The sequence below is a fragment of the Lelliottia nimipressuralis genome (assembly GCF_041464075.1).
GTDB classification, from domain to species: Bacteria; Pseudomonadota; Gammaproteobacteria; order Enterobacterales; family Enterobacteriaceae; genus Enterobacter; species Enterobacter nimipressuralis.
The window spans coordinates 3,552,756-3,575,944 of sequence record NZ_CP167172.1 but is presented as its reverse complement, the minus strand read 5'-3'; the positions used below and the strand labels follow the sequence as shown (position 1 = coordinate 3,575,944).

The 23,189-nt window shown below is 55.4% G+C and carries 25 protein-coding genes; 11 read left to right on the top strand and 14 right to left on the bottom strand.

From position 1 onward, the window contains the following. Positions 1-5 precede the first annotated feature (5 nt). The 8 genes from proX to ACB496_RS17120 all read right to left on the bottom strand — a co-directional run bounded on the left by proX (position 6) and on the right by ACB496_RS17120 (position 7,982). Positions 6-1,001 (bottom strand): glycine betaine/L-proline ABC transporter substrate-binding protein ProX, encoded by a 996-nt coding sequence (proX, locus tag ACB496_RS17155; RefSeq protein WP_100779190.1) that lies wholly within the window; start codon positions 999-1,001, stop codon positions 6-8. Between the two features lie 9 nt (positions 1,002-1,010). Then, the gene (gene proW, locus ACB496_RS17150) at positions 1,011-2,078 is read right to left on the bottom strand and encodes a glycine betaine/L-proline ABC transporter permease ProW (protein WP_371973130.1); all 1,068 of its coding nucleotides are present in this window, start codon (positions 2,076-2,078) and stop codon (positions 1,011-1,013) included. Further along, entirely contained in the window at positions 2,071-3,273 is a 1,203-nt protein-coding gene (gene proV / locus ACB496_RS17145) for a glycine betaine/L-proline ABC transporter ATP-binding protein ProV (RefSeq protein WP_102105411.1), read from the bottom strand. Before proV ends, proW begins: the two co-directional genes overlap by 8 nt. 390 nt (positions 3,274-3,663) lie before the next feature. Next, positions 3,664-4,623, bottom strand: a complete 960-nt coding sequence (gene nrdF, locus ACB496_RS17140; RefSeq protein ID WP_371973129.1) for a class 1b ribonucleoside-diphosphate reductase subunit beta — start codon at positions 4,621-4,623, stop codon at positions 3,664-3,666. 9 nt (positions 4,624-4,632) lie between these two features. Beyond that, positions 4,633-6,777 carry a class 1b ribonucleoside-diphosphate reductase subunit alpha gene (nrdE, locus tag ACB496_RS17135; RefSeq protein ID WP_371973128.1) on the bottom strand — a complete coding sequence of 715 codons (2,145 nt, stop codon included), beginning with the start codon at positions 6,775-6,777 and terminating at the stop codon, positions 4,633-4,635. Further along, positions 6,750-7,160, bottom strand: a complete 411-nt coding sequence (nrdI, locus tag ACB496_RS17130) for a class Ib ribonucleoside-diphosphate reductase assembly flavoprotein NrdI (RefSeq protein WP_100779195.1) — start codon at positions 7,158-7,160, stop codon at positions 6,750-6,752. Before nrdI ends, nrdE begins: the two co-directional genes overlap by 28 nt. Further along, a complete protein-coding gene (gene nrdH, locus ACB496_RS17125; RefSeq protein ID WP_100779196.1) occupies positions 7,157-7,396 on the bottom strand; it encodes a glutaredoxin-like protein NrdH in 240 nt (79 codons plus the stop codon). The genes nrdI and nrdH overlap by 4 nt, the downstream gene beginning before the upstream one ends. Before the next feature lie 259 nt (positions 7,397-7,655). After that, positions 7,656-7,982, bottom strand: a complete 327-nt coding sequence (locus ACB496_RS17120; RefSeq protein ID WP_100779197.1) for a DUF883 domain-containing protein — start codon at positions 7,980-7,982, stop codon at positions 7,656-7,658. A gap of 160 nt (positions 7,983-8,142) precedes the next feature. Between ACB496_RS17120 and ACB496_RS17115 the strand changes: the two genes are divergently transcribed. Next, positions 8,143-8,487 carry a DUF2002 family protein gene (locus ACB496_RS17115; RefSeq protein ID WP_100779198.1) on the top strand — a complete coding sequence of 115 codons (345 nt, stop codon included), beginning with the start codon at positions 8,143-8,145 and terminating at the stop codon, positions 8,485-8,487. 32 nt (positions 8,488-8,519) lie between these two features. On the opposite strand, the gene alaE is transcribed toward ACB496_RS17115, so the two are convergent. Continuing rightward, positions 8,520-8,969 carry an L-alanine exporter AlaE gene (gene alaE / locus ACB496_RS17110; protein ID WP_107702974.1) on the bottom strand — a complete coding sequence of 150 codons (450 nt, stop codon included), beginning with the start codon at positions 8,967-8,969 and terminating at the stop codon, positions 8,520-8,522. 645 nt (positions 8,970-9,614) lie between these two features. On the opposite strand from alaE, the gene stpA reads away from it, so the two are divergent. Further along, positions 9,615-10,019, top strand: coding sequence for a DNA-binding protein StpA (gene stpA, locus ACB496_RS17105; protein WP_100779200.1), 405 nt, complete (start codon positions 9,615-9,617; stop codon positions 10,017-10,019). Between the two features lie 40 nt (positions 10,020-10,059). Here the strand turns inward: stpA and ACB496_RS17100 are convergent, their stop codons facing one another. Continuing rightward, entirely contained in the window at positions 10,060-10,239 is a 180-nt protein-coding gene (locus ACB496_RS17100) for a hypothetical protein (RefSeq protein WP_100779201.1), read from the bottom strand. Between the two features lie 220 nt (positions 10,240-10,459). Between ACB496_RS17100 and ACB496_RS17095 the strand changes: the two genes are divergently transcribed. Beyond that, the gene (locus ACB496_RS17095; protein ID WP_100779202.1) at positions 10,460-10,618 is read left to right on the top strand and encodes a YqaE/Pmp3 family membrane protein; all 159 of its coding nucleotides are present in this window, start codon (positions 10,460-10,462) and stop codon (positions 10,616-10,618) included. A 9-nt stretch (positions 10,619-10,627) separates the two neighbouring features. On the opposite strand, the gene ACB496_RS17090 is transcribed toward ACB496_RS17095, so the two are convergent. Continuing rightward, complete coding sequence (locus ACB496_RS17090) at positions 10,628-11,557, bottom strand: LysR substrate-binding domain-containing protein (protein WP_100779203.1); 930 nt, start codon at positions 11,555-11,557, stop codon at positions 10,628-10,630. 366 nt (positions 11,558-11,923) lie between these two features. Between ACB496_RS17090 and ACB496_RS17085 the strand changes: the two genes are divergently transcribed. The 7 genes from ACB496_RS17085 to ACB496_RS17055 all read left to right on the top strand — a co-directional run bounded on the left by ACB496_RS17085 (position 11,924) and on the right by ACB496_RS17055 (position 20,417). Beyond that, entirely contained in the window at positions 11,924-12,529 is a 606-nt protein-coding gene (locus ACB496_RS17085; RefSeq protein ID WP_100779204.1) for an ankyrin repeat domain-containing protein, read from the top strand. A 108-nt stretch (positions 12,530-12,637) separates the two neighbouring features. Beyond that, the gene (gene fdrA / locus ACB496_RS17080) at positions 12,638-14,179 is read left to right on the top strand and encodes an acyl-CoA synthetase FdrA (RefSeq protein WP_371973127.1); all 1,542 of its coding nucleotides are present in this window, start codon (positions 12,638-12,640) and stop codon (positions 14,177-14,179) included. Next, on the top strand, positions 14,179-15,594 hold the full coding sequence (locus ACB496_RS17075) for a DUF1116 domain-containing protein (RefSeq protein WP_371973126.1): 1,416 nt from the start codon (positions 14,179-14,181) through the stop codon (positions 15,592-15,594). The genes fdrA and ACB496_RS17075 overlap by 1 nt, the downstream gene beginning before the upstream one ends. A gap of 11 nt (positions 15,595-15,605) precedes the next feature. Continuing rightward, entirely contained in the window at positions 15,606-17,150 is a 1,545-nt protein-coding gene (locus ACB496_RS17070; RefSeq protein WP_129035021.1) for a xanthine permease, read from the top strand. An 86-nt stretch (positions 17,151-17,236) separates the two neighbouring features. After that, positions 17,237-18,187, top strand: coding sequence for a carbamate kinase family protein (locus ACB496_RS17065; protein ID WP_312070147.1), 951 nt, complete (start codon positions 17,237-17,239; stop codon positions 18,185-18,187). A gap of 23 nt (positions 18,188-18,210) precedes the next feature. Next, positions 18,211-19,590 carry an amidohydrolase family protein gene (locus ACB496_RS17060; protein ID WP_107702979.1) on the top strand — a complete coding sequence of 460 codons (1,380 nt, stop codon included), beginning with the start codon at positions 18,211-18,213 and terminating at the stop codon, positions 19,588-19,590. A 92-nt stretch (positions 19,591-19,682) separates the two neighbouring features. After that, positions 19,683-20,417, top strand: a complete 735-nt coding sequence (locus tag ACB496_RS17055) for a bifunctional 2-polyprenyl-6-hydroxyphenol methylase/3-demethylubiquinol 3-O-methyltransferase UbiG (protein WP_129035020.1) — start codon at positions 19,683-19,685, stop codon at positions 20,415-20,417. On the opposite strand, the gene ACB496_RS17050 is transcribed toward ACB496_RS17055, so the two are convergent. Then, positions 20,411-21,013 carry a short chain dehydrogenase gene (locus ACB496_RS17050; protein WP_234419524.1) on the bottom strand — a complete coding sequence of 201 codons (603 nt, stop codon included), beginning with the start codon at positions 21,011-21,013 and terminating at the stop codon, positions 20,411-20,413. The two genes, ACB496_RS17055 and ACB496_RS17050, sit on opposite strands and share 7 nt — an antisense overlap. A gap of 98 nt (positions 21,014-21,111) precedes the next feature. Here ACB496_RS17050 and ACB496_RS17045 point away from each other — a divergent pair, with 98 nt between their 5' ends. After that, positions 21,112-22,032 carry a LysR substrate-binding domain-containing protein gene (locus ACB496_RS17045; RefSeq protein WP_371973125.1) on the top strand — a complete coding sequence of 307 codons (921 nt, stop codon included), beginning with the start codon at positions 21,112-21,114 and terminating at the stop codon, positions 22,030-22,032. On the opposite strand, the gene ACB496_RS17040 is transcribed toward ACB496_RS17045, so the two are convergent. Next, positions 22,029-22,589: an Ail/Lom family outer membrane beta-barrel protein gene (locus ACB496_RS17040; RefSeq protein WP_107702982.1), complete on the bottom strand. Its 561-nt coding sequence runs from the start codon at positions 22,587-22,589 to the stop codon at positions 22,029-22,031. The genes ACB496_RS17045 and ACB496_RS17040 overlap by 4 nt on opposite strands. A gap of 233 nt (positions 22,590-22,822) precedes the next feature. Continuing rightward, complete coding sequence (locus ACB496_RS17035; protein ID WP_371973124.1) at positions 22,823-23,185, bottom strand: hypothetical protein; 363 nt, start codon at positions 23,183-23,185, stop codon at positions 22,823-22,825. Positions 23,186-23,189 lie beyond the last annotated feature (4 nt).

Sequence of the window (23,189 nt, the reverse complement as noted above, 5' to 3'; positions counted from 1 at the left end):
AAGCGTTACTTCTGCGCTGCCAGCGCCTCGTTCACCCAGCCGTCAAACTGCTGCTGGTGGGCTTTGATCCAGCCGTCAACGTGACCCTGGACATCGGCTTCAGACGATTTGCCTTCATGCATCATCGCGTTCTGCGCGTTGATATCTGCCAGCGGCAATTTCATCACCGAGAACAGCTTCGCCGCCGCCGGGTTTTTCTCAGCCCAGGCTTTGTTCGCAACGATATGCATGGTATTCACCGGGAAACCGTAGTTCATGCCGTTCGGCAGCTTGGTGTCGATATCTTTCTGCTCACCTGGCAGAGAAGAGAACGGCACCTGCAGCCACACCACGTCTTTACCTGGCTTCAGCACGTCGCTCACCCAGTACGGCGTCCAGGTGTAGTAGATCACCGGTTTACCCTCTTTAAAGCGGGCGATGGTATCTGCCATCATCGCGGAGTAGTTACCGTGGCTCACGTCGACGGTCTTTTCCAGATCGAAGGCTTTGTTCTGGTGGTTAATCACCGCCTCACAGCCCCAGCCCGGCGAGCAGCCCATCATGTCGGCTTTGCCGTCACCGTTGGTGTCGAACAGTTTGGCGATCTTCGGATCTTTAAGCTGCTCAACATTGGTGATGTGGTATTTGTCGGCGGTTTTCTTGTCGACCAAATAGCCCTGCGCAGCGCCGGTCACGAAGGTGCCTTCGCGGTAAAACTTCTTACTCCCGCCGGCGGCGGCATACATATCATCATGCAGCGGCTGCCAGTTCACGGCGGTAAAGGTCGCATCGCCAGAGGCAATCGAGGTGTAGCCTACGTTGTAATCCACTTCGCTCGGCTTATTGACCGTATAACCCAATTTTTCCAGGGCGCGGCTGACGATCATGGTCTGGAAGGACTCTTCCGAAATTGTGCTCTGTACCGGTTGAACGGTAATGCCTTTACCCGGCAGGTCAGCGGCGAATGCGCTGGTAGAGACAAGGGTGGCAAACGCTGTGGCAAAAAGGATGTTATGTCGCATCGTTGTTCCTTATTTAATGAATGGACGGGTAATCAACCCGACCGGGCCGGTGCTGAACCAGCGACGGTTGCCGCGACTGCGTGAATCGCGACCGACTGCCTGAGTCAGGCGGTCAAGAATAATGGCGAGGATCACGATCCCGACACCGCCCACGGTGGCCAGTCCCATATCGAGACGACCGATACCGCGCAGTACCATCTGGCCGAGGCCACCCACGGCAATCATTGAGGCAATCACCACCATCGAGAGGGCGAGCATCAGCGTCTGGTTCACGCCTGCCATAATGGTGGGCATCGCCAGCGGGAGCTGCACTTTAAACAGCATCTGACGCGGGCTGGCACCGAACGAGCGTGACGCTTCGATCAGATCGGCTGGCACCTGGTTAATCCCCAGAATGGTCAGACGGATAATCGGCGGCAGGGCGAAGATAATGGTCACTACCACGCCCGGTACGTTACCGATCCCGAACAGCATCACGATAGGCACCAGATAGACAAACGCCGGCGTGGTCTGCATCGCATCCAGCAGCGGACGAATAATTTTCGCCGCCCTCGGGCTGCGTGCCAGCCATATGCCCATCGGCAAACCGATCACCACGCAGAACAGCAGGGCGGTGAGCACCAGCGCCAGAGTAATCATCGCCTGAGACCAGGCACCGATAGCACCAATCAAAATCAGTGAAATAAGTGTGGCGATCCCCATACCTGCACTGCCGAACTGCCACGCAATGAGTGCGAACAGCGCAATGGCAACAGGCGCGGGCATTCCGAGCATCATCTGCTGGAAGCCGTTGAGGATGTAATCCACCGGGACGCGAATGCCCTGGAACACCGGACGGAAGTGGGTTACCACCCAGTCGATGCCTTCGGTCACCCAGCTGTCTAGCGGGATCAGGGTTTTATGGAACGGGTCCATAATATTGAAATGTTCTGGTGCGGGCGCCGGAGCGCTGTTGAGCCAGTCGGCGGTGCTACCGCCGTCAGCGGGCGCAGGCGCAGAAGTTCCCCATGCGTCTGCCGATTGTGCGGCGCTATCTGCCGCTTCTGTGGTTCCCCACGGATTAGATTGATCAGCCATTGTTTGCCCCCTCGCGATCTAAAGCCTGCAGCAACATGCGTTTTGAGATGATGCCGACGTACTGTTGTTCTTCTCCAATGACCGGAACCGCGCAGGGTGCCTGGCCGACGTGAGAGAGCAACTCGCTGAGCGGCGTTTCGGCGTCCACGGCAAGCGGAGCGTCGAGTAACGCCGCATCGATTCCCTGGTTTTCGCTAAGCGCTTTTTTCAGAGAGTCGATGGAGACAATGCCAACAAATTTATTACCGCGCTCAATGACATAGCCATATTCGCGGTCTTCGTCCTGCAGCAGTTTCAGCGCTGAGCGCGGGCCAAACCCTGGCGTGCGGCGAATAATGCCATCCAGCGCACGGCGGGAAATATCTTTCGCGCTAAACACCTGACTAATATCCACGCCCCGGAAGAAGGTGCGCACATAATCATTGGCCGGATTATTCAGAATTTCGTCCGGCGTGCCGACCTGCACCACTTCGCCATTTTGCATAATGGCAATACGATCGCCAATACGCATCGCTTCATCGAGATCGTGGGAAATAAAGACCACGGTTCGCTGATGTTTTGCCTGCAGTTTTACCAGCTCATCCTGCATCTCGGTACGAATTAATGGATCGAGGGCCGAGAAGGCTTCATCCATTAATAAAATATCGGGATTGATGGCTAATGCGCGGGCTAAACCGACGCGCTGACGCATACCGCCAGAAAGTTCATCTGGATAGCCGTGGGCATAATTTTCCAGTCCCACCTGGCGTAATGCATCCAGCGCTTTTTCCTGGCGAATCGCCGCAGGGATTCCCGCTAATTCCATACCGAAAGCGGTATTATCCAGTACCGTCATATGTGGCATTAGCGCGAATGACTGGAAGACCATCGCAATCTTTTTCCTGCGCACCTCACGAAGCTCGGCGTCAGATATTCTGGCGATATCAACGCCATCAATCAGCACCTGTCCGCGGGTGGGTTCAATCAGGCGATTGAGAAGGCGAACCATAGTGGATTTACCCGAACCGGATAACCCCATGATGACGAAAATCTCGCCTTCTTCAATTGCCAGACTGGCGTCTTTAACGCCAAGGGATAATCCTGTCTTCTCCAGGATTTGTTCTTTTGAAAGTCCTTTTTCAATATATTTGAACGCGCGCTGCGGATGCTCGCCAAATACTTTATAGAGATTTTTAACTTCTAATTTAATTGCCATGCAATAGAGTAATTCCCGTTATTTATTAGCGTCGATATCAATACCATTAAAAATAATGAACTGGCCATACCCTAACATACTGAGAATCTGAGACAACCCTTGTGCCGCGTGTGGCACGAATTTTGCCGGTGGTGAAATGGCTGAATTTCCCATGAGGTAAGGGCTGAGCGGGTGTCGAATTTTTCTGAGATTTTTGCCGCGCGGTCGGGGAATTTCTTCTGGATCGGAATGATTCAGGAGAATATGACGCTGGAATTACAGTATAGATTACAGGGAATATTTGTGGGGAGAAAATGGGATTTATATTAAATTAACGAGCGTTAGGTCTGGCGATTTGACGATTCCCTCTCCCGCAAGGGAGAGGGTTAAAATGAAGGGGAAAATACCGCGCTAAAAATCCCAGTCCTCATCCTCCGTTTCCACCGCTTTACCCATCACGTAGGATGAGCCGGACCCGGAGAAGAAGTCGTGGTTTTCGTCGGCATTCGGCGAGAGCGCCGCCAGAATCGCCGGATTCACCTCCGCCATCTCCGGCGGGAACAGCGCCTCGTAGCCGAGATTCATCAGCGCCTTGTTGGCGTTGTAGCAGAGGAACGCTTTGACATCCTCCTCCCAGGCGGTTCCCGCATACAGCTCTTCCGTGTAGCTCAGCTCGTTGTCATAAAGATCCATCAGCAAATCCAGCGCAAAACCTTTCAGCTCCTCGCGTTTTGCTTCGCTAATTTTCTCCAGCCCTTTCTGATATTTATAGCCGATGTAATACCCGTGAACCGCTTCGTCGCGGATGATCAGGCGAATCAAATCGGCGGTGTTGGTCAGCTTGCCGCGACTCGACCAGTACATCGGCAGCCAGAAGCCGGAATAGAAGAGGAAAGATTCCAGGAACACGCTGGCAATTTTCTTCTTCAGCGGCTCATCGGCCTGGTAATACTCCAGCACCAGCTGGGCTTTGCGCTGGAGCGGGGCGCTCTCTTCACTCCAGGTATAGGCCGCATCCACATCTTTGGTCTGGCACAGCGTCGAGAAAATCGAGCTGTAGGAACGGGCGTGGACTGCCTCCATAAAACTAATATTCGACATCACCGCCTCTTCGTGAGGCGTCAGCGAATCCGCCATCAGCGCCGGGGCACCGACGGTGTTCTGAATAGTGTCCAGCAGCGTCAGCCCGGTAAACACGCGAATGGTCAGCTGCTGTTCGGCGTGGCTGAGGGTGGCCCACGCCGGAATATCGTTGGAGAGCGGCACTTTTTCCGGCAGCCAGAAGTTACTGGTCAGGCGGTTCCACACCTCTAGATCTTTATCGTCCTGAATTTTGTTCCAGTTAACGGCGCTTACGCGTGACAGTTTCATCCTTTCTCCTTACAGCGCGCAGGACACGCAGCCTTCAATTTCGGTGCCTTCCAGCGCAAGCTGACGCAGGCGAATGTAGTACAGGGTTTTGATGCCTTTCTTCCAGGCGTAAATATGCGCCTTGTTGATATCGCGCGTGGTGGCGGTATCGGGGAAGAACAACGTCAGCGACAGCCCCTGATCCACATGGCGGGTCGCCTCGGCGTAAGTATCAATAATCTTCTCCGGGCCGATTTCATAGGCATCCTGATAGAGCGCCAGGTTCTCGTTGGTCATAAACGGCGCGGGATAGTAGACGCGTCCGGTTTTGCCTTCCTTGCGGATCTCAATCTTTGAGACGATAGGGTGAATGCTCGACGTCGCGTGGTTGATATAGGAAATCGAGCCGGTTGGCGGCACCGCCTGCAGGTTCTGGTTGTAGATGCCGTACTGCATGACGTCGGCGCGCAGCTGCTGCCACATCTCGCGCGTCGGAATCGGGACCCCGGCCCGGGCGAACAACGCCCGCACTTTCTCGGTTTTCGGCTGCCAGTCACTTTCAAGATACTGATTAAAATACTCTCCGCTGGCGTAGCGCGACTGCTCAAACCCGGCGAAGCGCTGGTTACGCTCGCGGGCCAGCATCATTGAGGTATGCAGGGCATGCCAGGTGATGGTGTAGAAATAGAAATTCGTGAAATCCAGCCCTTCGTCACTGCCGTAAGGAATGCCTTCGCGCGCCAGATAGCCGTGCAAATTCATCTGTCCCAGCCCGATGGCGTGAGACGCGGCATTCCCGGCTTCGATCGACGGCACGCTGCGGATGTGGCTCATGTCAGATACCGCCGTCAGGCCACGAATCGCGGTTTCCACAGTGCGGCCAAAATTCGGGGAATCCATGGTGTGGGCAATATTCAGTGAGCCAAGGTTGCAGGAGATATCTTTGCCTGTTTCGGCGTAATCCAGATTCTCGTCGTAAGTCGACGCGCTGTTGACCTGCAAAATCTCCGAGCAGAGATTACTCATGTTGATGCGCCCGGCAATCGGGTTAGCGCGGTTCACCGTATCTTCATACATGATGTACGGGTAGCCGGACTCGAACTGGATCTCGGCCAGCGTCTGGAAGAAGTCGCGGGCATTAATGGTTTTTTTGCGAATGCGATCGTCAGCGACCAGTTCGTCGTACAGCTCGCTAATGGCCACATCGCCGAACGGCTTGCCGTAGATGCGCTCAATGTCATAAGGCGAGAAGAGGGCCATCTCGGCATTCTCTTTCGCCAGCTGGAAGGTGATATCCGGGATCACCACCCCGAGGGACAGCGTTTTGATGCGGATTTTTTCATCGGCGTTTTCGCGTTTGGTATCGAGAAACCGCAGGATGTCCGGGTGATGGGCGTGGAGATACACCGCGCCCGCGCCCTGGCGCGCACCCAGCTGGTTAGCGTAGGAAAACGCATCTTCCAGCATTTTCATCACCGGGATCACGCCAGAAGACTGGTTTTCGATGCGCTTGATCGGCGCGCCAGACTCCCGCAGATTCGACAGCAGAAACGCGACGCCGCCCCCGCGTTTGGAAAGCTGCAGGGCCGAGTTCACCGCCCGGCCAATCGACTCCATATTGTCTTCGATGCGCAGCAGGAAGCAGGAGACCAGTTCACCGCGCTGGGCTTTCCCGCAGTTGAGGAATGTCGGCGTGGCGGGCTGGAAGCGGCCCGAGAGGATCTCGTCCGTCAGCTGTTGTGCCAGCGCTTCATCGCCCTGCGCGAGCGTTAAGGCCACCATACAGACGCGATCTTCAAAACTTTCCAGATAGCGTTTGCCGTCGAAAGTTTTGAGCGTGTAGCTGGTGTAATACTTCCAGGCGCCGAGGAACGTCTGGAAACGGAAACCGCTGGCGTGGGCGCGTTCAAACAGTTTCACCACAAAGCCGCGATCGTAGCGCGTCAGCACTCGCGCTTCGTAATAACCTTCGTTGACCAGATAGTCGAGGCGCGCCTGCTGGCTGGCAAAAGAGAGCGTGTTCGGGCGGACGTGGGCGGCAAAAAAGGCCTCCACCGCCTCGTGGTCTTTGCCAAACTGAATATTCCCCTCGCGATCGTAGAGGTTCAGCATAGCGTTCAGGGCATGGTAATCCGTTGAGCCTTGCACTACGCGTTCTGCGGTTGTCGTTGCCAAAATTCGTTCACTCCTTTACGCACGTTCTCTACGTCCTGCTGTGTCCCCATCAGTTCAAAACGATAGAGATACGGCACGCCGCACTTTTGAGAGATAACATCCCCGGCACGGCAGAACGCGTCGCCAAAATTGCGATTGCCTGCGGCGATCACACCGCGAATCAGCGCCCGGTTGTGGGGATCATTAAGAAAGCGGATTGCCTGACGGGGCACCGCGCCCGCCGTTCCACCGCCGCCATAGCTGGGGACCACCAGAATATAAGGTTCGTCTACCTGAATGCGCTCGCGCTCGTTGAGCGGAATACGCACGGCGGGCAGCCCGAGACGCTCGATAAAGCGCAGCGTATTTTCCGAGCTGCTGGAGAAGTAGACGAGCAGGCTCATGCGCTGACGGCCTGCGTTTGCAGGCGATTAATCATGTCCGGGCGAAAGCCTGACCAACTGGTTTCCCCGGCGATCACCACCGGAAGCTGACGAAATCCTTGCGCGCGCAGGGCGTCTGCCGCATCGGGCTGCAAGTCCACATTCACCATCTCAAACGCGACGCCACGGTTTTCCATTGCACGTTTCGTGGCGTGGCACTGAACACAGTCGTTACGAGTGTAAATAGTAATGCTCATGATTCGTATTTCCATTTAGAATGAGGGAGCGGCGCGTATGAGTGCGTCGGGTTGTGTGTCTTGTTAGAGGGAATACTAGATGTAGTTGGTGTAAGTTTCAACCATACAAGATATGGGATTTATCAATTGATTTTGCCTTGATGATGAGCGATGCGAGGAGGGGCAGGCTGCACGCGGCTTCTGGCGTTTTTTTGACCGTAAAAATAAAAACCCCCGATCGCAGAGGCGAACGAGGGTCAGCAAATGACGCGTTTTAAGGTTATTTACGCAGCGTCAGTAAGGCACCGATAAAAATCCCTACTGCGGCAACGGTCCCCACAGCGTACAACGGTTTTTCACGGATAAAGGTATTGGCACAGCCAATCGCATCGCAGGCGGCCTGCGTGGTGCGTGAGCGGCCATGCATCCGGGCGCGGGTTTCACGCAGCAGAGACTGAGCCTTACGTCTGGCGACATCCGCCTCATCCTTTGCATCAGAGCCCCAGGATTTCAATACATCCTCCAGTGTGTCGGCTAATTGGCTGACATCGTTACGAATATCCTGAGCGTCGTCATTAATATCGTTTCGGTTCGGTCTGTTAAACATACGATCCTCCATAATTTTGCGTTCACACACAGTTTAGTCCAGGTTTTTAATATCTGAAGCGAGTCACGACTTATCGTGGCCTTTATGGATTTATCTGAAAGCGTTGCCAACGATGATTATTGTAAGGTTGGCCCGCAGGAAAAGATAACGAGGATAAAATATGTATTTACGACCCGATGAGGTGGCGCGCGTTCTTGAAAAAGCGGGTTTCATCATGGATGCAGTGACTCAAAAAACATACGGATATCGCCGTGGCGATAATTATGTCTATGTTAACCGCGAAGCCCGAATGGGACGCACTGCGCTGATTATTCACCCCACCCTAAAAGACCGTAGTTTGTCGTTTGCTGAACCTGCCACGGATATCAAAACCTGCGATCATTATCAGGAATTTCCGCTGTATTTAGCCGGAGAACGGCACCAGCATTACGGTATTCCGCATGGTTTTAGCTCCCGCATGGCGCTGGAGCGATTTCTGACAGGTCTGTTTGGCGAACCGCAATAAACACGCGACTGGCAGCGGCCAGTCGCAGCACTTTACGCCTGAGACTGATGATACTGGCTGACTTTAAACAGGCGGCGACAATAGTCCAGGAAGTAGCCATAGGCCGCACCCATCAACATCGACACCACAATATTCGAGCTGACGGCAGCCGCAATCTGATGCCAGTCTGCGCCGACGGTCAGCAAAATCGCCACATATACCGGTGACTGGAAGGTGACGTAAGCCAGCACGTCTGCCAGGTTTTTGAGCCAGCCCGACGGGCTAAAACGGCGCGCCAGGCGCATGACGGCGTCACGGTAAAAACCATACGGCCATGCAATAAGAATGTTGACCGGAATGGCCACCAGTCTGGAAGAAAGGGACTGCTCAAAAGACATTCCGGAGAGGAATATCTCGATCAGCATGTTCACTACGGAACAGTAGACGACCATCGCGAAAGTGTCTGCAACTGCATGACGCAGGCGAGACTGCGGTGAGAACATGTCCGAACTCCTTGAGAAGAACATAAAACAGAGATTTTACCTGCAGCGCATGGTGCTTTAGGTTGGTTTGTTGAGCGTGTATAGAGTATCTCTCTGCTTTGAAAGTCACAATGAGTGAAAAATATTTATTTAATGGCCTTTAGTCCATGAAATGCTCTAAAACATCCCGCTTTTTCACTGCGGCGGTGCTTTCTGTTTTTATCTTGTAAATATGCTTGTAAATCAATTAAATGAGTGAATGTGAGCAATAAGATGTATTCGAGAAAATTATCGTCTCAGCAGACTCAACTTCCGAACGGGTAAAAACGTCGCGACGTGTTATTAATGTTCTATTTTTGCCTGTTTAGTGGTGAATTGTTCTGAACGTTATCTTGTTTAGTTATGCTTAACAGTTGAGTGATTATTCAGCATTGCGCGAAAGAGGGGCAGCGTTTGCTCAAAAACGTGCTCATAAAAAATAGAAAGTGTGAGCTAAACAAAAGCAATATTGAATGGAATGCAAATAAAGGTAAGGATAATTAATTAAATATTGTTGAATATCCTTAATAAAAGTCTGGGAGGAATCTCGCTGGATATTCAAAGTAAAGTGGATTACCATATTGAACTATTGCTCATTGAATCAACTCATAAAAGGTCTTCAGTAATATGTCTTCAATGTTACAAAATCTTAATAATATCCGTACCCTTCGCGCAATGGCGCGCGAGTTTTCTGTTGATGTGCTTGAAGAAATGCTGGAAAAATTCCGCATTGTTACGGAAGAAAAACGTAATGAGCAAGATGAAATGCAGAGTCAGCAGGCTGAACAGCAGCAGAAAATTAATGCTCTGTTAGAGCTGATGAAAGCTGACGGTATTTCTCCAGAAGATCTGCTGGGTAAAGACGTTCTGAAAGGTGCCAGCCAGCCGCAAAAACGTCAGGCGCGTGAAGCGAAGTACCGTTTCACTGACGCAAACGGCGAAGTGAAAACCTGGACCGGCCAGGGCCGTACGCCTAAGCCAATCGCCACTGCGCTGGCAAATGGCCAGTCACTGGATGATTTCTTAATCTAAGTGATTTCACATCAGGGCGGTATCTCACCGCCCTGAGCTTTCAGCAGACGCCGAAATCGCCGTCTTCTTTATACAGCGCCACATCCGCCGCCTTCAGCGTAAACTTCTCTCCCTGCTCATTGCTCGCCTGCACGGCAACAATTTGATCGTCATGCACTTCAACGACTTTCAGCTTTGGCCCGCCCATACGTGGCTGCACAACATCTCCAACAGTAAACATAATGTCCTCCTCGTTTTGGTATTTCTTACCTTAGCCCACGTCATCAGCCGGGTACAGGTGTAACGCGTGAATACCCCTTAATCGTTAGTCTAAGTGATTGTAAAAAGGGTAAAGGAGCGTAAAAGCAGACTTAAGGAATGGCGCGACACGGTAAACTCGCTACGCTTAACGTTAAAACTTTTTTTAACAATGTTCTTTTTTTAGCTTGAATGGAGAAAGTATGGGTTTCTGGCGTATCGTTATTACTATTCTGATCCCGCCACTGGGTGTTCTGCTCGGTAAAGGTTTCGGCTGGGCGTTTATTCTGAATATCATTCTGACGCTGCTGGGTTACATCCCGGGGCTTATTCACGCCTTCTGGGTGCAGAGCCGCGATTAAAAACGCGCGTTAATCACGCCACAGTAAATCGCTATATATCCCGGTCAGTACCCCCTGAGGCCCAAACTGCTGTTTGATCCAGCGGGTCACCTGGCCGGTCGCGGCATGCTGCGTGGCCAGCAGCATGCGCGAGTCCTGGCGCGGATTGTTAATGCGTCGCGTCACCAGTAATCCATCTTCTACCGCTTCGCGCGCCATATGTTCCGGTAAAAATCCAATTCCCTCGCCCAAAATCTGACACTGACATTTGGTGTTAAAGTCCGGCACCAGAATCGCCTCCTGCCCGTGCAGCAACCAGCCCACTTTTTTATTGATCGTATGCGCCGTGTCTTCGACCATGATGTTGGGATAGAGGCGCAGCTGGCTCTCGGCAATCGGCTCCGGGGAAAACGCCAGCGGGTGCTGGGGAGAGATAGCAAAAACCCAGCGAATCGCGCCGATTTCCGTGTAATCAATCCCGCCGCCGTCAAGCAGCGTATCCGGCGCGCCAATCGCAATATTGGCCTGATTATTAATGATCGAATCCCACACGCCGTTATACACCTCGGTGGTGACGGTGATCTGGCAGGTGGGGAACTGTTTTTTTAAGACCTGTAACAGCCGGGCGGTATGACGCGGTGTGTATAACAGCTGGTTGATACAGATCCGCACCCGCGCTTCGATACCCTGTGAAATGGTATCAATCCCGCGTTTGATGGCGTGGAAGTCATTCAGCAGATCCGTCGCTTTACGGTAAAAGTAAAACCCGGACTCCGTCAGCTCGATGCTGCGCGTATTGCGCACAAACAGCACCACGTCCAGCCCCGTCTCCATCCGTTTGATGGTGTAGCTAATGGCGGAAGTGGTCACGCCCAGCTCTTCGGCCGCTTTGCTAAAACTGCCGAAGCGTGCGGCGGCGGTAAAAGCCAGCAGGTTCTCTTCGGTAAATATCGAATTCATGGCGCAGCCCCTCACATAAGCCCCGGCGGTATTGTTGAATCTATTTGTAATCGCCCGCAACGGCAATCAGTTTTGAACAATATTTAACACTGCAGTTACATCTCATTTGAGCACTATCACACTTCTGCTATTTTGTTTCAGGCCGCGCCAGGCAAGGCGTGTCGAGGCATAAGCAGAATGCGCTTTTACGGCGGAAAAGGGCGTCAACGATAAGAAAAACATTGCACCGACGCACGTTTTGGCCCGACTGTTGATTTCCATTCAATAATCACTGTCCTTACGATGAATGAAATTTAAGCGGATTCTTTTATCACCGGGCTGTTGCTATTCTCAGGTCATCAGAAATGAAAACATCGGAGTCTGAATATGTCTGCAAATGAACTCGTTACTGAATTTCTGCTTGCGGCAGAGCAGGGCAATCTGGATGCACTCAAAGCCTGTCTGGAAAAAGGGGTGGACATCAATGCCACCAATCGCCAGAAACGAACCGCCATTATTATTGCCAGCCTGAAAAAGCATTATCCTTGCGTTGAATTCCTTATTTCCGCCGGTGCGGATATCGATAAACAGGACCAGACCTGTTTTAACCCGTTCTTAATTAGCTGCCTGACGAATGACCTTACCTTGCTGCGCATCGTCCTGCCGGCCAATCCGGATCTCGATCGCCTGTCACGCTTTGGCGGCGTGGGGATTACCCCTGCGAGCGAAAAAGGCCACGTGGAGATTGTCCGCGAGCTGCTGGCGCATACGGATATCAACGTTAACCACACCAACTTTGTCGGCTGGACGCCCTTACTGGAAGCCATCGTCCTCAACGACGGCGGGGCGAAACAGCAGGAGATCGTCAAATTACTCCTCGACCACGGCGCCAATCCACACATGACCGACAAATACGGGAAAACCCCGCTCGAACTGGCGCGCGAAAAAGGCTATCACGCGATTGCTGAACTGCTGTTAGCCGCCGGCGCGTAATGTATTCGGCAAGCCGTTTCGGGCTTGCCTGACCTGAATTTTTTCACGTTTACCATCATGCCTTAATCATGATGGCGGCCCCCTTTTGCCCGCATTCGGGAGGAAAACATGCCCACCAAAATCGTTATTAAAAAGAATACCTATTTTGATTCTGTCTCGCTGATGTCGGTCTCGACCAAAGCCAATAAATTGCACGGTGTGGAACAGGCGTTTGTGGCGATGGCGACTGAAATGAATAAAGGCGTATTAAAAAACCTGGGATTATTAACGCCGGAATTGCAGGACGCTAAAAACGGCGACCTGATGATTGTGATTAAAGGCGAGGCCGCCAGTGACGAAACGCTGGCTGCCATCGAAGCCTTATTTACCCGTAAAGAGAGCGGCGGCGCGCACGAAGCCCGTTTCGCCACCCTCGCCAGCGCTAAAACGCATCGCCCCGACAGCAACCTGGCGGTGATCTCCGTCAATGGCCTGTTCGCCGCCCGCGAAGCACGCCAGGCGCTGGAAAACGATCTCAACGTGATGCTCTTCTCCGATAACGTCAGTCTCGACGACGAACTGGCCCTCAAGCAGCTGGCGCACCAGAAAGGTCTGCTGATGATGGGACCTGACTGCGGAACCGCCATTATCAACGGCGCAGCACTGTGCTTTGGCAACGCGGTACGTCGCGGGCCGATTGGCATCGTCGGCGCGTCGGGGACCGGCAGCCAGGAGCTGAGCGCGCGTATTCATGAGTTTGGCGGCGGAATTTCACAGCTCATCGGCACCGGCGGGCGCGATTTGAGCGAAAAGATCGGCGGCCTGATGATGCTCGACGCCATCGATATGCTGGAAGCCGATGAAGCCACTGAAGTGATCGCGCTCATCTCCAAACCGCCTGCGCCGAAGGTGGCCGAAAACGTGCTGGCCCGCGCCCGCGCCTGCCGCAAACCGGTCGTTGTCTGCTTCCTCGGTCGTAACGAACCGCCAGCCGATGAAGAGGGTTTACAGTTCGCGCGCGGCACCAAAGAGGCGGCCCTGAAAGCGGTTCTGCTCACGGGCATCAAAAAAGAGTCTCTCGATCTCCACCCGCTCAACTGGCCATTAATTGAAGAGGTGCGCGCTCGCCTCACGCCACAGCAAAAGTACATTCGCGGTCTGTTCTGCGGCGGCACCCTGTGTGACGAAGCGATGTTCGCGGCGCTGGAAAAATTCGACGACGTCTACAGCAACATTCAGCCGGACCCGACCAAACGTCTGGCGGATCTCAACGTCAGCCAGGCCCACACTTTCCTCGATTTTGGCGACGATGATTTCACCAACGGCAAACCGCACCCGATGATCGATCCGACCAACCGCATCAGCCGCCTGTTGCAGGAGGCGCGCGACCCGGAAGTGGGCGTCATCGTGATGGATTTCGTGCTCGGTTTCGGCTCTCACGAGGATCCGGTCGGGGTGATGATCGACGCCATCAAAGAGGCGCAGGCCATCGCCAAAGCGGACAACCGCCCGCTCGAGATCCTCGGCTACGTGCTGGGCACCGATCTGGATACTCCGTCCCTGTCGCAGCAGTGCCAGCTGCTGACAGACGCAGGTGTGATCTGGGCGAGCAGCAGCACTAACACCGGATTACTGGCGCGTGAATTTGTCTGCAAAGGAGAGAAAGCCTGATGAAAACCTTATTTAACCAGCCGTTGAACGTCATTAACGTAGGCATCGCCCTGTTCAGCGACGATCTGAAAAAACAGCACGTCCCGGTCACGCAGCTCGACTGGACGCCGCCGGGGCAGGGCAATCTGGAGGTGGTCGAGGCGCTGGATCAACTGGCGCAGCCGACACTCGCCGGGAAAATTGCCGCCGCCAACAAAGTGGCATTGGAGCGGATTATCCAGTCACATCCGGTGCTGGTGGGCTTCGACCAGGCCATCAACGTGGTGCCTGGCATGACCCCTACGACCATTCTGCACGCCGGGCCACCGGTGGCGTGGGAAAACATGTGCGGCGCGATGCGCGGTGCGGTGACGGGGGCGCTGGTGTTTGAAGGGCTGGCTGATTCTCTGAGCGACGCCGAACGCCTGGCGGCTTCCGGGAAAATTACGTTCTCGCCGTGCCACGAACACGACTGCGTCGGCTCAATGGCGGGCGTCACGTCGGCGTCGATGTTTATGCACATCGTCGAGAACAAAACCTACGGTAATCGCGCGTTCACCAACCTCAGTGAGCAGATGGCAAAAATCCTGCGCATGGGGGCCAACGATCAGAGCGTGATCGACCGTCTGAACTGGATGCGCGACGTGCTCGGCCCGATGCTGCGCGATGCGATGAAAATCATCGGCGAAATCGATCTGCGCTTAATGCTGGCCCAGGCGCTGCACATGGGCGACGAGTGCCACAACCGTAATAACGCGGGCACCACGCTGCTGATCCAGGCCCTGACGCCGGGGCTGATTCAGGCCGGTTATCCGGTAGAGCAGCAGCGTCAGGTGTTCGAGTTCGTGGCGAGCAGCGACTACTTCTCCGGCCCGACGTGGATGGCAATGTGCAAAGCCGCGCTGGATGCGGCGCACGGTATCGAATACAGCACCGTCGTCACCACCATGGCGCGCAACGGCTATGAATTCGGCCTGCGCATTTCCGGCCTGCCGGGGCAGTGGTTTACCGGCCCGGCGCAGCAGGTGATCGGCCCGATGTTTGCCGGTTACAAGCCGGAGGACTCCGGTCTGGATATCGGCGACAGCGCCATCACCGAAACCTACGGCATCGGCGGGTTCGCGATGGCGACGGCTCCGGCAATTGTCGCGCTGGTGGGCGGTACGGTGGACGAAGCCATCGACTTCTCGCGCCAGATGCGCGAAATCACCCTCGGCGAAAACCCGAACGTCACCATTCCGCTGCTCTCGTTTATGGGCATTCCGACGGCGATTGATATCACTAAAGTTGCCGCCAGCGGCATCCTGCCGGTGATCAACACCGCCATTGCCCACAAAGACGCCGGGATCGGCATGATTGGGGCGGGCATCGTTCACCCGCCATTTAGCTGTTTTGAAAAGGCGCTGTTGACCTTCCGCGATCGCTACTTTTTATAAGGCAAGCATCCATGAAAAGCATGAAACTGGAGTGGAAAAGAGGTGACTGGGCGGCCTATTTCGGCCTGATGACCAACAACCTGACCAATTTGCTGACCATGATGGGGCTGCTCATTTTTGTCGTCGGCATCCCGAAAGAGATTGTTTATGGACGTATCGCGCCAGCCTTCGGGCTGGCGGTGCTGGTCGCCAGCATCTGCTACGCGTGGTTTGGCCTGCAGATGCAGCGCCAGACCGGGCGCACGGATGTGACGGCTCTGCCCTCTGGCCCAAGTGCGCCGTCCATTTTCACGGTGACGTTCCTGGTGCTGATGCCGGTTTACCAGCAGACCGGCGACGCGGATTTCGCCATCCAGATTGGTCTGGTGTGGTGCTTTGTTGAAGCAATGATTCTGGCGGGCGGCTCATTTTTAGGCGAAACCATCCGCAAGATGATCCCGCGCACCGTGCTGCTGTCGTGCCTGTCCGGTTTAGGTCTGCTGCTGCTGGCGATGAACCCGATGCTGCAGGCGTTCGAAGCGCCGACGGTCTCCTTCATCGTGCTGCTGCTGATCTTCATCAACTGGTTCGGCAAAAAACCGATTTTCGCCCGCATCCCGACCGGTCTGTTGCTGTTGATCGCCGGGACGGCGCTGGCGTGGATCTCCGGTCTGCAAAGCCCGGAAGCGATCAAAGCGTCCATGTCATCGTTCGGCTTTAACCCGCCGGAAGTCCACGTTGACAGTTTCATGCAAGGCCTGCCGCACGCTCTGCCGTATCTGGCCTCGGCGGTTCCACTGGGGCTGGCGAACTATATCTTTGACCTCGAAAACATCGAAAGCGCCCACGCGGCGGGGGACGAATACCCGACCCGCAAGGTGATGCTGGCAAACGGTCTGGCCTCCATGCTCGGCTGTCTGATGGGCAACCCGTTCCCGGTGACGGTCTACGTCGGTCACGCGGGCTGGAAAGCGATGGGCGCAAGCATTGGCTACACCCTGGCGTCAGGCGTCACCATGTTCATCGTACCGCTGTTCGGGCTGGGGGCGTTTATGCTCGCCATCATTCCGATGACCGCCATCGTGCCGATTCTGGTGTTTATCGGCGTCGTCACCGCCAACCAGGTGGTGAGGGAAACGCCCAAAGTGGAGGTGCCCGTCATCTTTATCTGTCTGTTCCCGTGGATCGCCAACTGGGCGCTGACCATGATGAACAGCGTGATGGGGGCGGCGGGAACCAATGCGGCGAAAATCGGCACCGACGTGCTGCACAGCAAAGGCATCTACTACGAAGGGCTGGTGCATCTGGGCAACGGCGCACCGCTCGCCAGCATGCTCTGGGGTTGTATCGCGATCTTCGCCATCATCAATAAACCCCTGCGCGGAGCGATTGCCGCGGCGGTGGGGGCGCTGCTGGCACTGTTCGGCGTGATTCACGCGCCGGTGGTGGGATTTGCCGAAGGCAGTTCGCTAATGTTTGTGACGGCGTACCTGATGATGAGCGGGATGTTCGTGGTGAAACATGTGCTGGACAGCCGCGAAGTCGCGCGGTCGGTCGCGCCGGTTTCTGAGTCCTGATAATGCCTGATCTCCTCACCCTTATCCTCTTCCAGAGGGAAAAGGGCCGGGTGAGGGGGCCAGACCGCACCCATAAAGGAAACACAATGAAAGAACTCATGGTCGTCGCCATCGGTGGTAACAGCATTATCAAAGATAACGCCAGTCAGTCGATAGAGCATCAGGCGCAGGCGGTCAAAGCGGTGGCGGAGTCGGTATTAGAGATGCTTGCCTCCGACTACGACATCGTCCTTACTCACGGCAACGGCCCGCAGGTGGGGCTTGATCTCAGGCGTGCAGAGATTGCCCACGAGCGCGAAGGGCTGCCCCTGACGCCGCTCGCCAACTGCGTGGCCGACACGCAGGGCGGGATCGGCTATCTGATCCAGCAGGCGCTGAACAACCGTCTCGCGGCGCGCGGGGAGCAAAAGGCGGTGACGGTGGTCACCCAGGTGGAAGTGGATCAACACGATCCCGGCTTTACTCATCCGACTAAACCTATCGGTGCCTTCTTCAGTGAAGCCCAGCGCGATGAGCTGCAGCTCGCCCATCCGGACTGGCACTTTGTCGAGGATTCCGGGCGCGGCTATCGTCGGGTGGTCGCCTCGCCGCAGCCGGTGCGCATCGTTGAAGCCGACGCCATCAAAGCGCTGACGCAAAAAGGCTTTGTGGTGATCGGCGCCGGCGGCGGCGGGATTCCGGTGATCCGCACTCAAGAGGGGGACTATCAGAGCGTCGACGCGGTAATTGATAAAGATCTCTCCACCGCGCTGCTGGCACGCGAAATCGCCGCCGATGTACTGGTGATCACCACCGGCGTTGAGAAGGTGTGCATCAACTTTGGCAAGCCGAACCAGCAGGCGCTGGATACCGTGAGCGTGGCGCAGATGACGCGCTACATGGAAGAGGGTCATTTTCCGGCGGGCAGTATGCTGCCGAAAATAGTCGCCAGTCTGGCGTTCCTGAAACAGGGCGGCAAACGGGTCATCATTACCTCGCCAGACTGCCTGCCTGCGGCGCTGCGCGGTGAGACCGGCACTCACATTGTGAATGCGTAAAAGAGCACTAAAAGGAAGATACGATGAAAGAGAATAAAAGCCGCCGTGAGTTTATCAGCCAGAGCGGCAAAATGGTCACTGCCTGCGCGCTGTTTGGCGCGACCGGCTCCGTCGCGTATGCTGCTGAGACAGCGAAGAACACCTGCGAGACGGGCAAAACGATGAACATCACCGCGAAACATTACTACCTCGACAACGTGCTGCTGGAGGCCGGATTTAACGTCGACGGCGATGTGGCAACCAGCACCCGCACCGAGCTTAAAACCCTGGAGATCCAGGACGGCAAAATCGTCGCCCTGCGTGACAACAAAAGCCATGCCGACAGCGCGCTGCCCCATTACGATGCGGGAGGCAAGCTGATGCTCCCGGCGATGCGCGACATGCACATCCATCTGGACAAGACCTTCTACGGCGGCCCTTGGCGCTCGCTGAATCGCCCGGCGGGCACCACTATTCAGGACATGATCCGCCTCGAACAAAAACTGCTGCCCGAGCTGCAACCTTATACGCAGGAACGTGCGGAAAAGCTGATCGACCTGATTCAGTCCAAAGGCTCGACCATCGCCCGCAGCCACTGCAATATCGAACCCACCTCCGGCCTGAAGAATTTGGAAAACCTGCAGGCGGTGCTGGCGCGGCGTAAGCCCGGTTTTGACTGCGAAATTGTTGCGTTCCCGCAGCATGGGCTGCTGCTGTCAAAATGCGAACCGCTGATGCGTGAAGCGATGCAGGCCGGTGCGCACTACGTCGGCGGGCTGGACCCGACTAACGTCGACGGCGCGATGGAAAAATCTCTCGATACCATGTTCCAGATCGCACTGGATTATGACAAAGGGGTGGATATCCACCTGCACGAGACCAGCCCCGCAGGCGTGGCGGCGGTGAATTATATGGTGGAGACGGTCGAGAAAACCCCAGCGTTAAAGGGAAAGCTGACCATCAGCCACGGCTTTGCGCTGGCGACGCTTAACGAACAGCAAGTGGATGCCCTGGCCACGCGCATGGCGGCGCAGCAAATCACCGTCGCCTCGACCGTGCCGATTGGCACCTTACACATGCCGCTCAAACAGCTGCGCGACAAAGGCGTATTTGTGATGACGGGCACCGACAGCGTGATCGACCACTGGTCGCCGTACGGTCTGGGAGACATGCTAGAAAAAGCGAACCTGTATGCGCAGCTCTACATCCGTCCGAACGAGCAAACGCTGTCCCGCGCGCTGGGCATTGCGACTGGCAACGTACTGCCACTGAACGACAAAGGCGAACGCGTGTGGCCGAAAGCGCAGGATGCCGCGAGTTTTGTGCTGGTGGACGCCTCCTGCTCGGCAGAAGCCGTTGCGCGCATTTCCCCGCGAACCGCGACGTTCCATAACGGGAACCTGGTGTGGGGCACCGTGAGCTAACAGTGCGCCGGGTGACGGTTACGCCTTACCCGGCCAACAAAACCCAAACCCTGCGATATACTGCTACGCATATTCACAAAGAGGGATCTGCGATGGCACAAAATATTTACGACAATCCGGCGTTTTTCGAGGGCTACGCCCAGCTTCCGCGCTCGGTGCAGGGGCTGGACGGCGCACCGGAATGGCCGACGCTCAAATCCATGCTACCCGATCTGACCGGAAAAACGGTCATCGATTTGGGCTGCGGTTACGGCTGGTTCTGCCGCAGCGCGCGTGAGCTCGGCGCGGCGCAGGTGACGGGCGTCGATATCTCCGAGAAAATGCTCGCCCGTGCCGCCGAGCTTACCGCCGATCCCGCCATCACGTATCAACGCCGCGATCTCGAGGATGTGAAACTGGAAGACAACAGTCTCGATCTGGTTTACAGCTCGCTTGCGCTGCACTATCTGCCGGAACTCGATACACTTTTTCGCCACGTTCAGCGCGCGCTCAAACCCGGCGGCAGCCTGGTCTTTTCGATGGAGCATCCGATCTACACCTGCGCTTCGCGCCAGGGCTGGCTGACGGATGACAACGGCGAGCGGTTCTGGGGAGTGAATCAGTATCAGCAGGAGGGACAGCGCGTCAGCAACTGGCTGGCGGACGGCGTGATCAAATATCACCGCACGCTTGGTACGACGCTGAATGCGCTGATTCACGCAGGTTTAAGCCTTCGCGAAGTCAACGAGTGGGGTCCAACGCAGGCGCAGATTGACGCCTGGCCCGCGCTGGCCGAAGAAGCGGAGCGACCGATGCTGGTGTTGATCGCCGCCGTTAAGCCTCAGTAACCGACTTTATAAACCCGGCCACTCTGCACGCCTTCCACGCTGCGGCGATAGGCCAGCGCGACGGTGGCGGCAGGCACGCTTTCAAAGCCGGGGAAGAATCCGTCGTAGGCTTCGGCGGATTCGGTCAGCACCGTCGGGCTAATCAGGTTGATACGAATGCCGCGCGGCAGTTCGCAAGCCGCAGCGCGCACAAACCCTTCGAGCGCCACATTCACGGTGGTGGCGTTCACCCCCTGGGCAATCGGTTCGTGGGCGACAATCCCACTGATCAGGGTTATGGACCCGCCTTCATTCAGGTAGTGCTGTCCGGTAAGCGCCAGGCGCACTTGCCCCAGCAGCTTGTCCTGCAAACCCTGGTTGAAATCGCTGTCTTTCATGGTCGCCAGGGGGCCAAAATGCAGCCCGCCGCTGGCCGAGACAATCGCATCCACCGGGCCGATTTTTTCAAACAGGGCCTGCACGCTCTCCTGCGAGGTAATATCCACCTGCTCATCACCCTGCGTGCGGCCAACGCGAATGACCTCATGTTTACGGCTGAGCTCTTCTGTCACGGCGCGGCCAACCGTACCGCTGGCACCAATAATGACGATTTTCATAGCAGACTCCTTCATGTTGTGAGCCTCCATTCTTTAATAAAACAGAATTCGGATAAACTGGGCTAAAGTTAGAGGATTACTAACCAGGGGTTTGCAATATGGATAAGCTTCGCGGCATGGAGACTTTTATCGCCGTGGTCGAAAGCGGCAGTTTTACGCTGGCGGCGAGTCGGCTGGAGATGTCGGCGGTGATGGTTGGAAAGTACATTGCCCTGCTGGAGACGCAGCTCGGCACGCGACTGCTGGAGCGCAACACGCGCCGCCAGAGCCTGACAGACGCCGGGCGGGTGTTTTACGACGAGGCGAAACGGGTGCTGGAGCAGGTGTCGATTGCCGAAAGCGCCGTGGAGCGCCTGCGTGCAGCCCCGGCTGGCACGCTGCGCATCAGCGCGCCGACCTCCTTTGGCGGGTGTGTCATCGCGCCGCTCACGGCGACCTTTCTTCAGGCGTGGCCGGAGGTGCGCGTCGAGCTGGATCTGACCAACCGGATGGTGGACATGGTCAACGAGGGCTTCGATCTGGCGATCCGTATCGGTGATATTCGTAACGACGATCTGGTCGCGAAATATCTCTGTCCGTACAGGATGGTGATCTGCGCGGCGCCGGACTATCTGGCACGCCACGGCACGCCGCAAATGCCTGCCGATCTGGTCGATCATCTGTGCCTGTCGCATACGGTCTGGACCGCGCGCAACGAGTGGCGGCTACCGGGCGTGGAAGGGGAGGTGCGCTGGAAGCGCGATGCGATCCTGCGCTGTAACGACGGATATGGGTTACGCACGGCGGCGGTGGCCGGGGCGGGTTTGTTATTACAACCGGAAGTGCTGGTGGCCGACGAGCTGGCGAGTGGACGGTTGATCCGCGTGCTGGCGCCTTTCACTCCGCAGCCGAGACCGGTGCACCTACTCTGGCGCCAGGATTTACGCCCGTTGCCGAAACTGACGCAGTTTATTGCACACCTTGTTCAGCATGTGTCGACCATAGCCCCTCTCCCGCAGAGAGGGGCAGGGCAGAATTAGAAGCGATACCCGACGCCGACGTTCCAGCCATTAATTGAGTGGCTGCCGTCGATATCGGCATTCGTCCCTTCGTAACCGACGTTAACGGCCAGTTCGTCGGTTGGGTTAAATTGCACTCCCGCGCCGTAAGCAAAAGAGGTCGATTTTTCAGAGAGGCTGTCTTTTTGCGTATAGCCGTCGCCCGCGTTCACCCATTTGGTATCCACATCGGCTTTGGTATGTGCCACCCCGCCCAGCGCATATAACGAAACATATTCATTAATGCGATAAGCCGGACCGGCCATCAGGGAATAATATTTCACGTCGATATGATTTTTGACGGAATCAGAATCGACATAATATTTCTGGTCGTCATCGCCGCTCATATAGGTGAAAGAACCGATAACGCTGAGCGGGGAGTCCCATTCGTAGCGATATTGCGCGTTAACACCGCGAATATTTTTAAAGTTCTCAACTTTGCTCTGCGCATAGCCAAGAGAAACCGTCTGGTTATCCGCCAGAGCTGCGCCGCTGGCAAGGCTTGCCGCCACGAATACCGCCAGAGATATTTTTTTCATTTTCCGTAATCCTTGTGCCGTTATTTTATTGTGGGTCACGCCGGTGTCATCCGGCAAAAATGTCATGGACATTCCATGGCAAATGAAACGGTTAAAATTGTTGGTTTTTTTGGCAGGCGATGAAATGGGGATTAATCCTAAAGCCCGGAATATTCCTGGTGTATCCCTCCCCTATATTGGTAGGGGAGGGAGTGGTTTTATTTAGGGCGCAATCCGCTGGCGCTTTTATTTCGTTAATTACATTTTCCGGTCGGGGCTTTTAAGGGGCCACATTGACCAAAATCGAGTAACACATAGCCTTTTTCCATCATGCAATTCTCAAGATGGGCGATTCGCTTATCGTGCTGTGCCATCGTTTCGCCTCCGACAAGCTGATTACGGTTAAATGGCTGCGTGTCAGGATCAATTTTTTTGTCTAAACCACAGGCGTAAAGATCCTGTTTGCGCTGCGCCGTATTGGTATGTCCGAGAGTGCCTTTTTTCTGGATGGTCTGGACATAGGGGACGTACTGATAATTGGTCGAATCCAGATCGGCAACAACGCATCCGGGTAAGTAAAGAGGACAAAGTAAAAGTAAGCCGCGACGTAATGTCATTGTT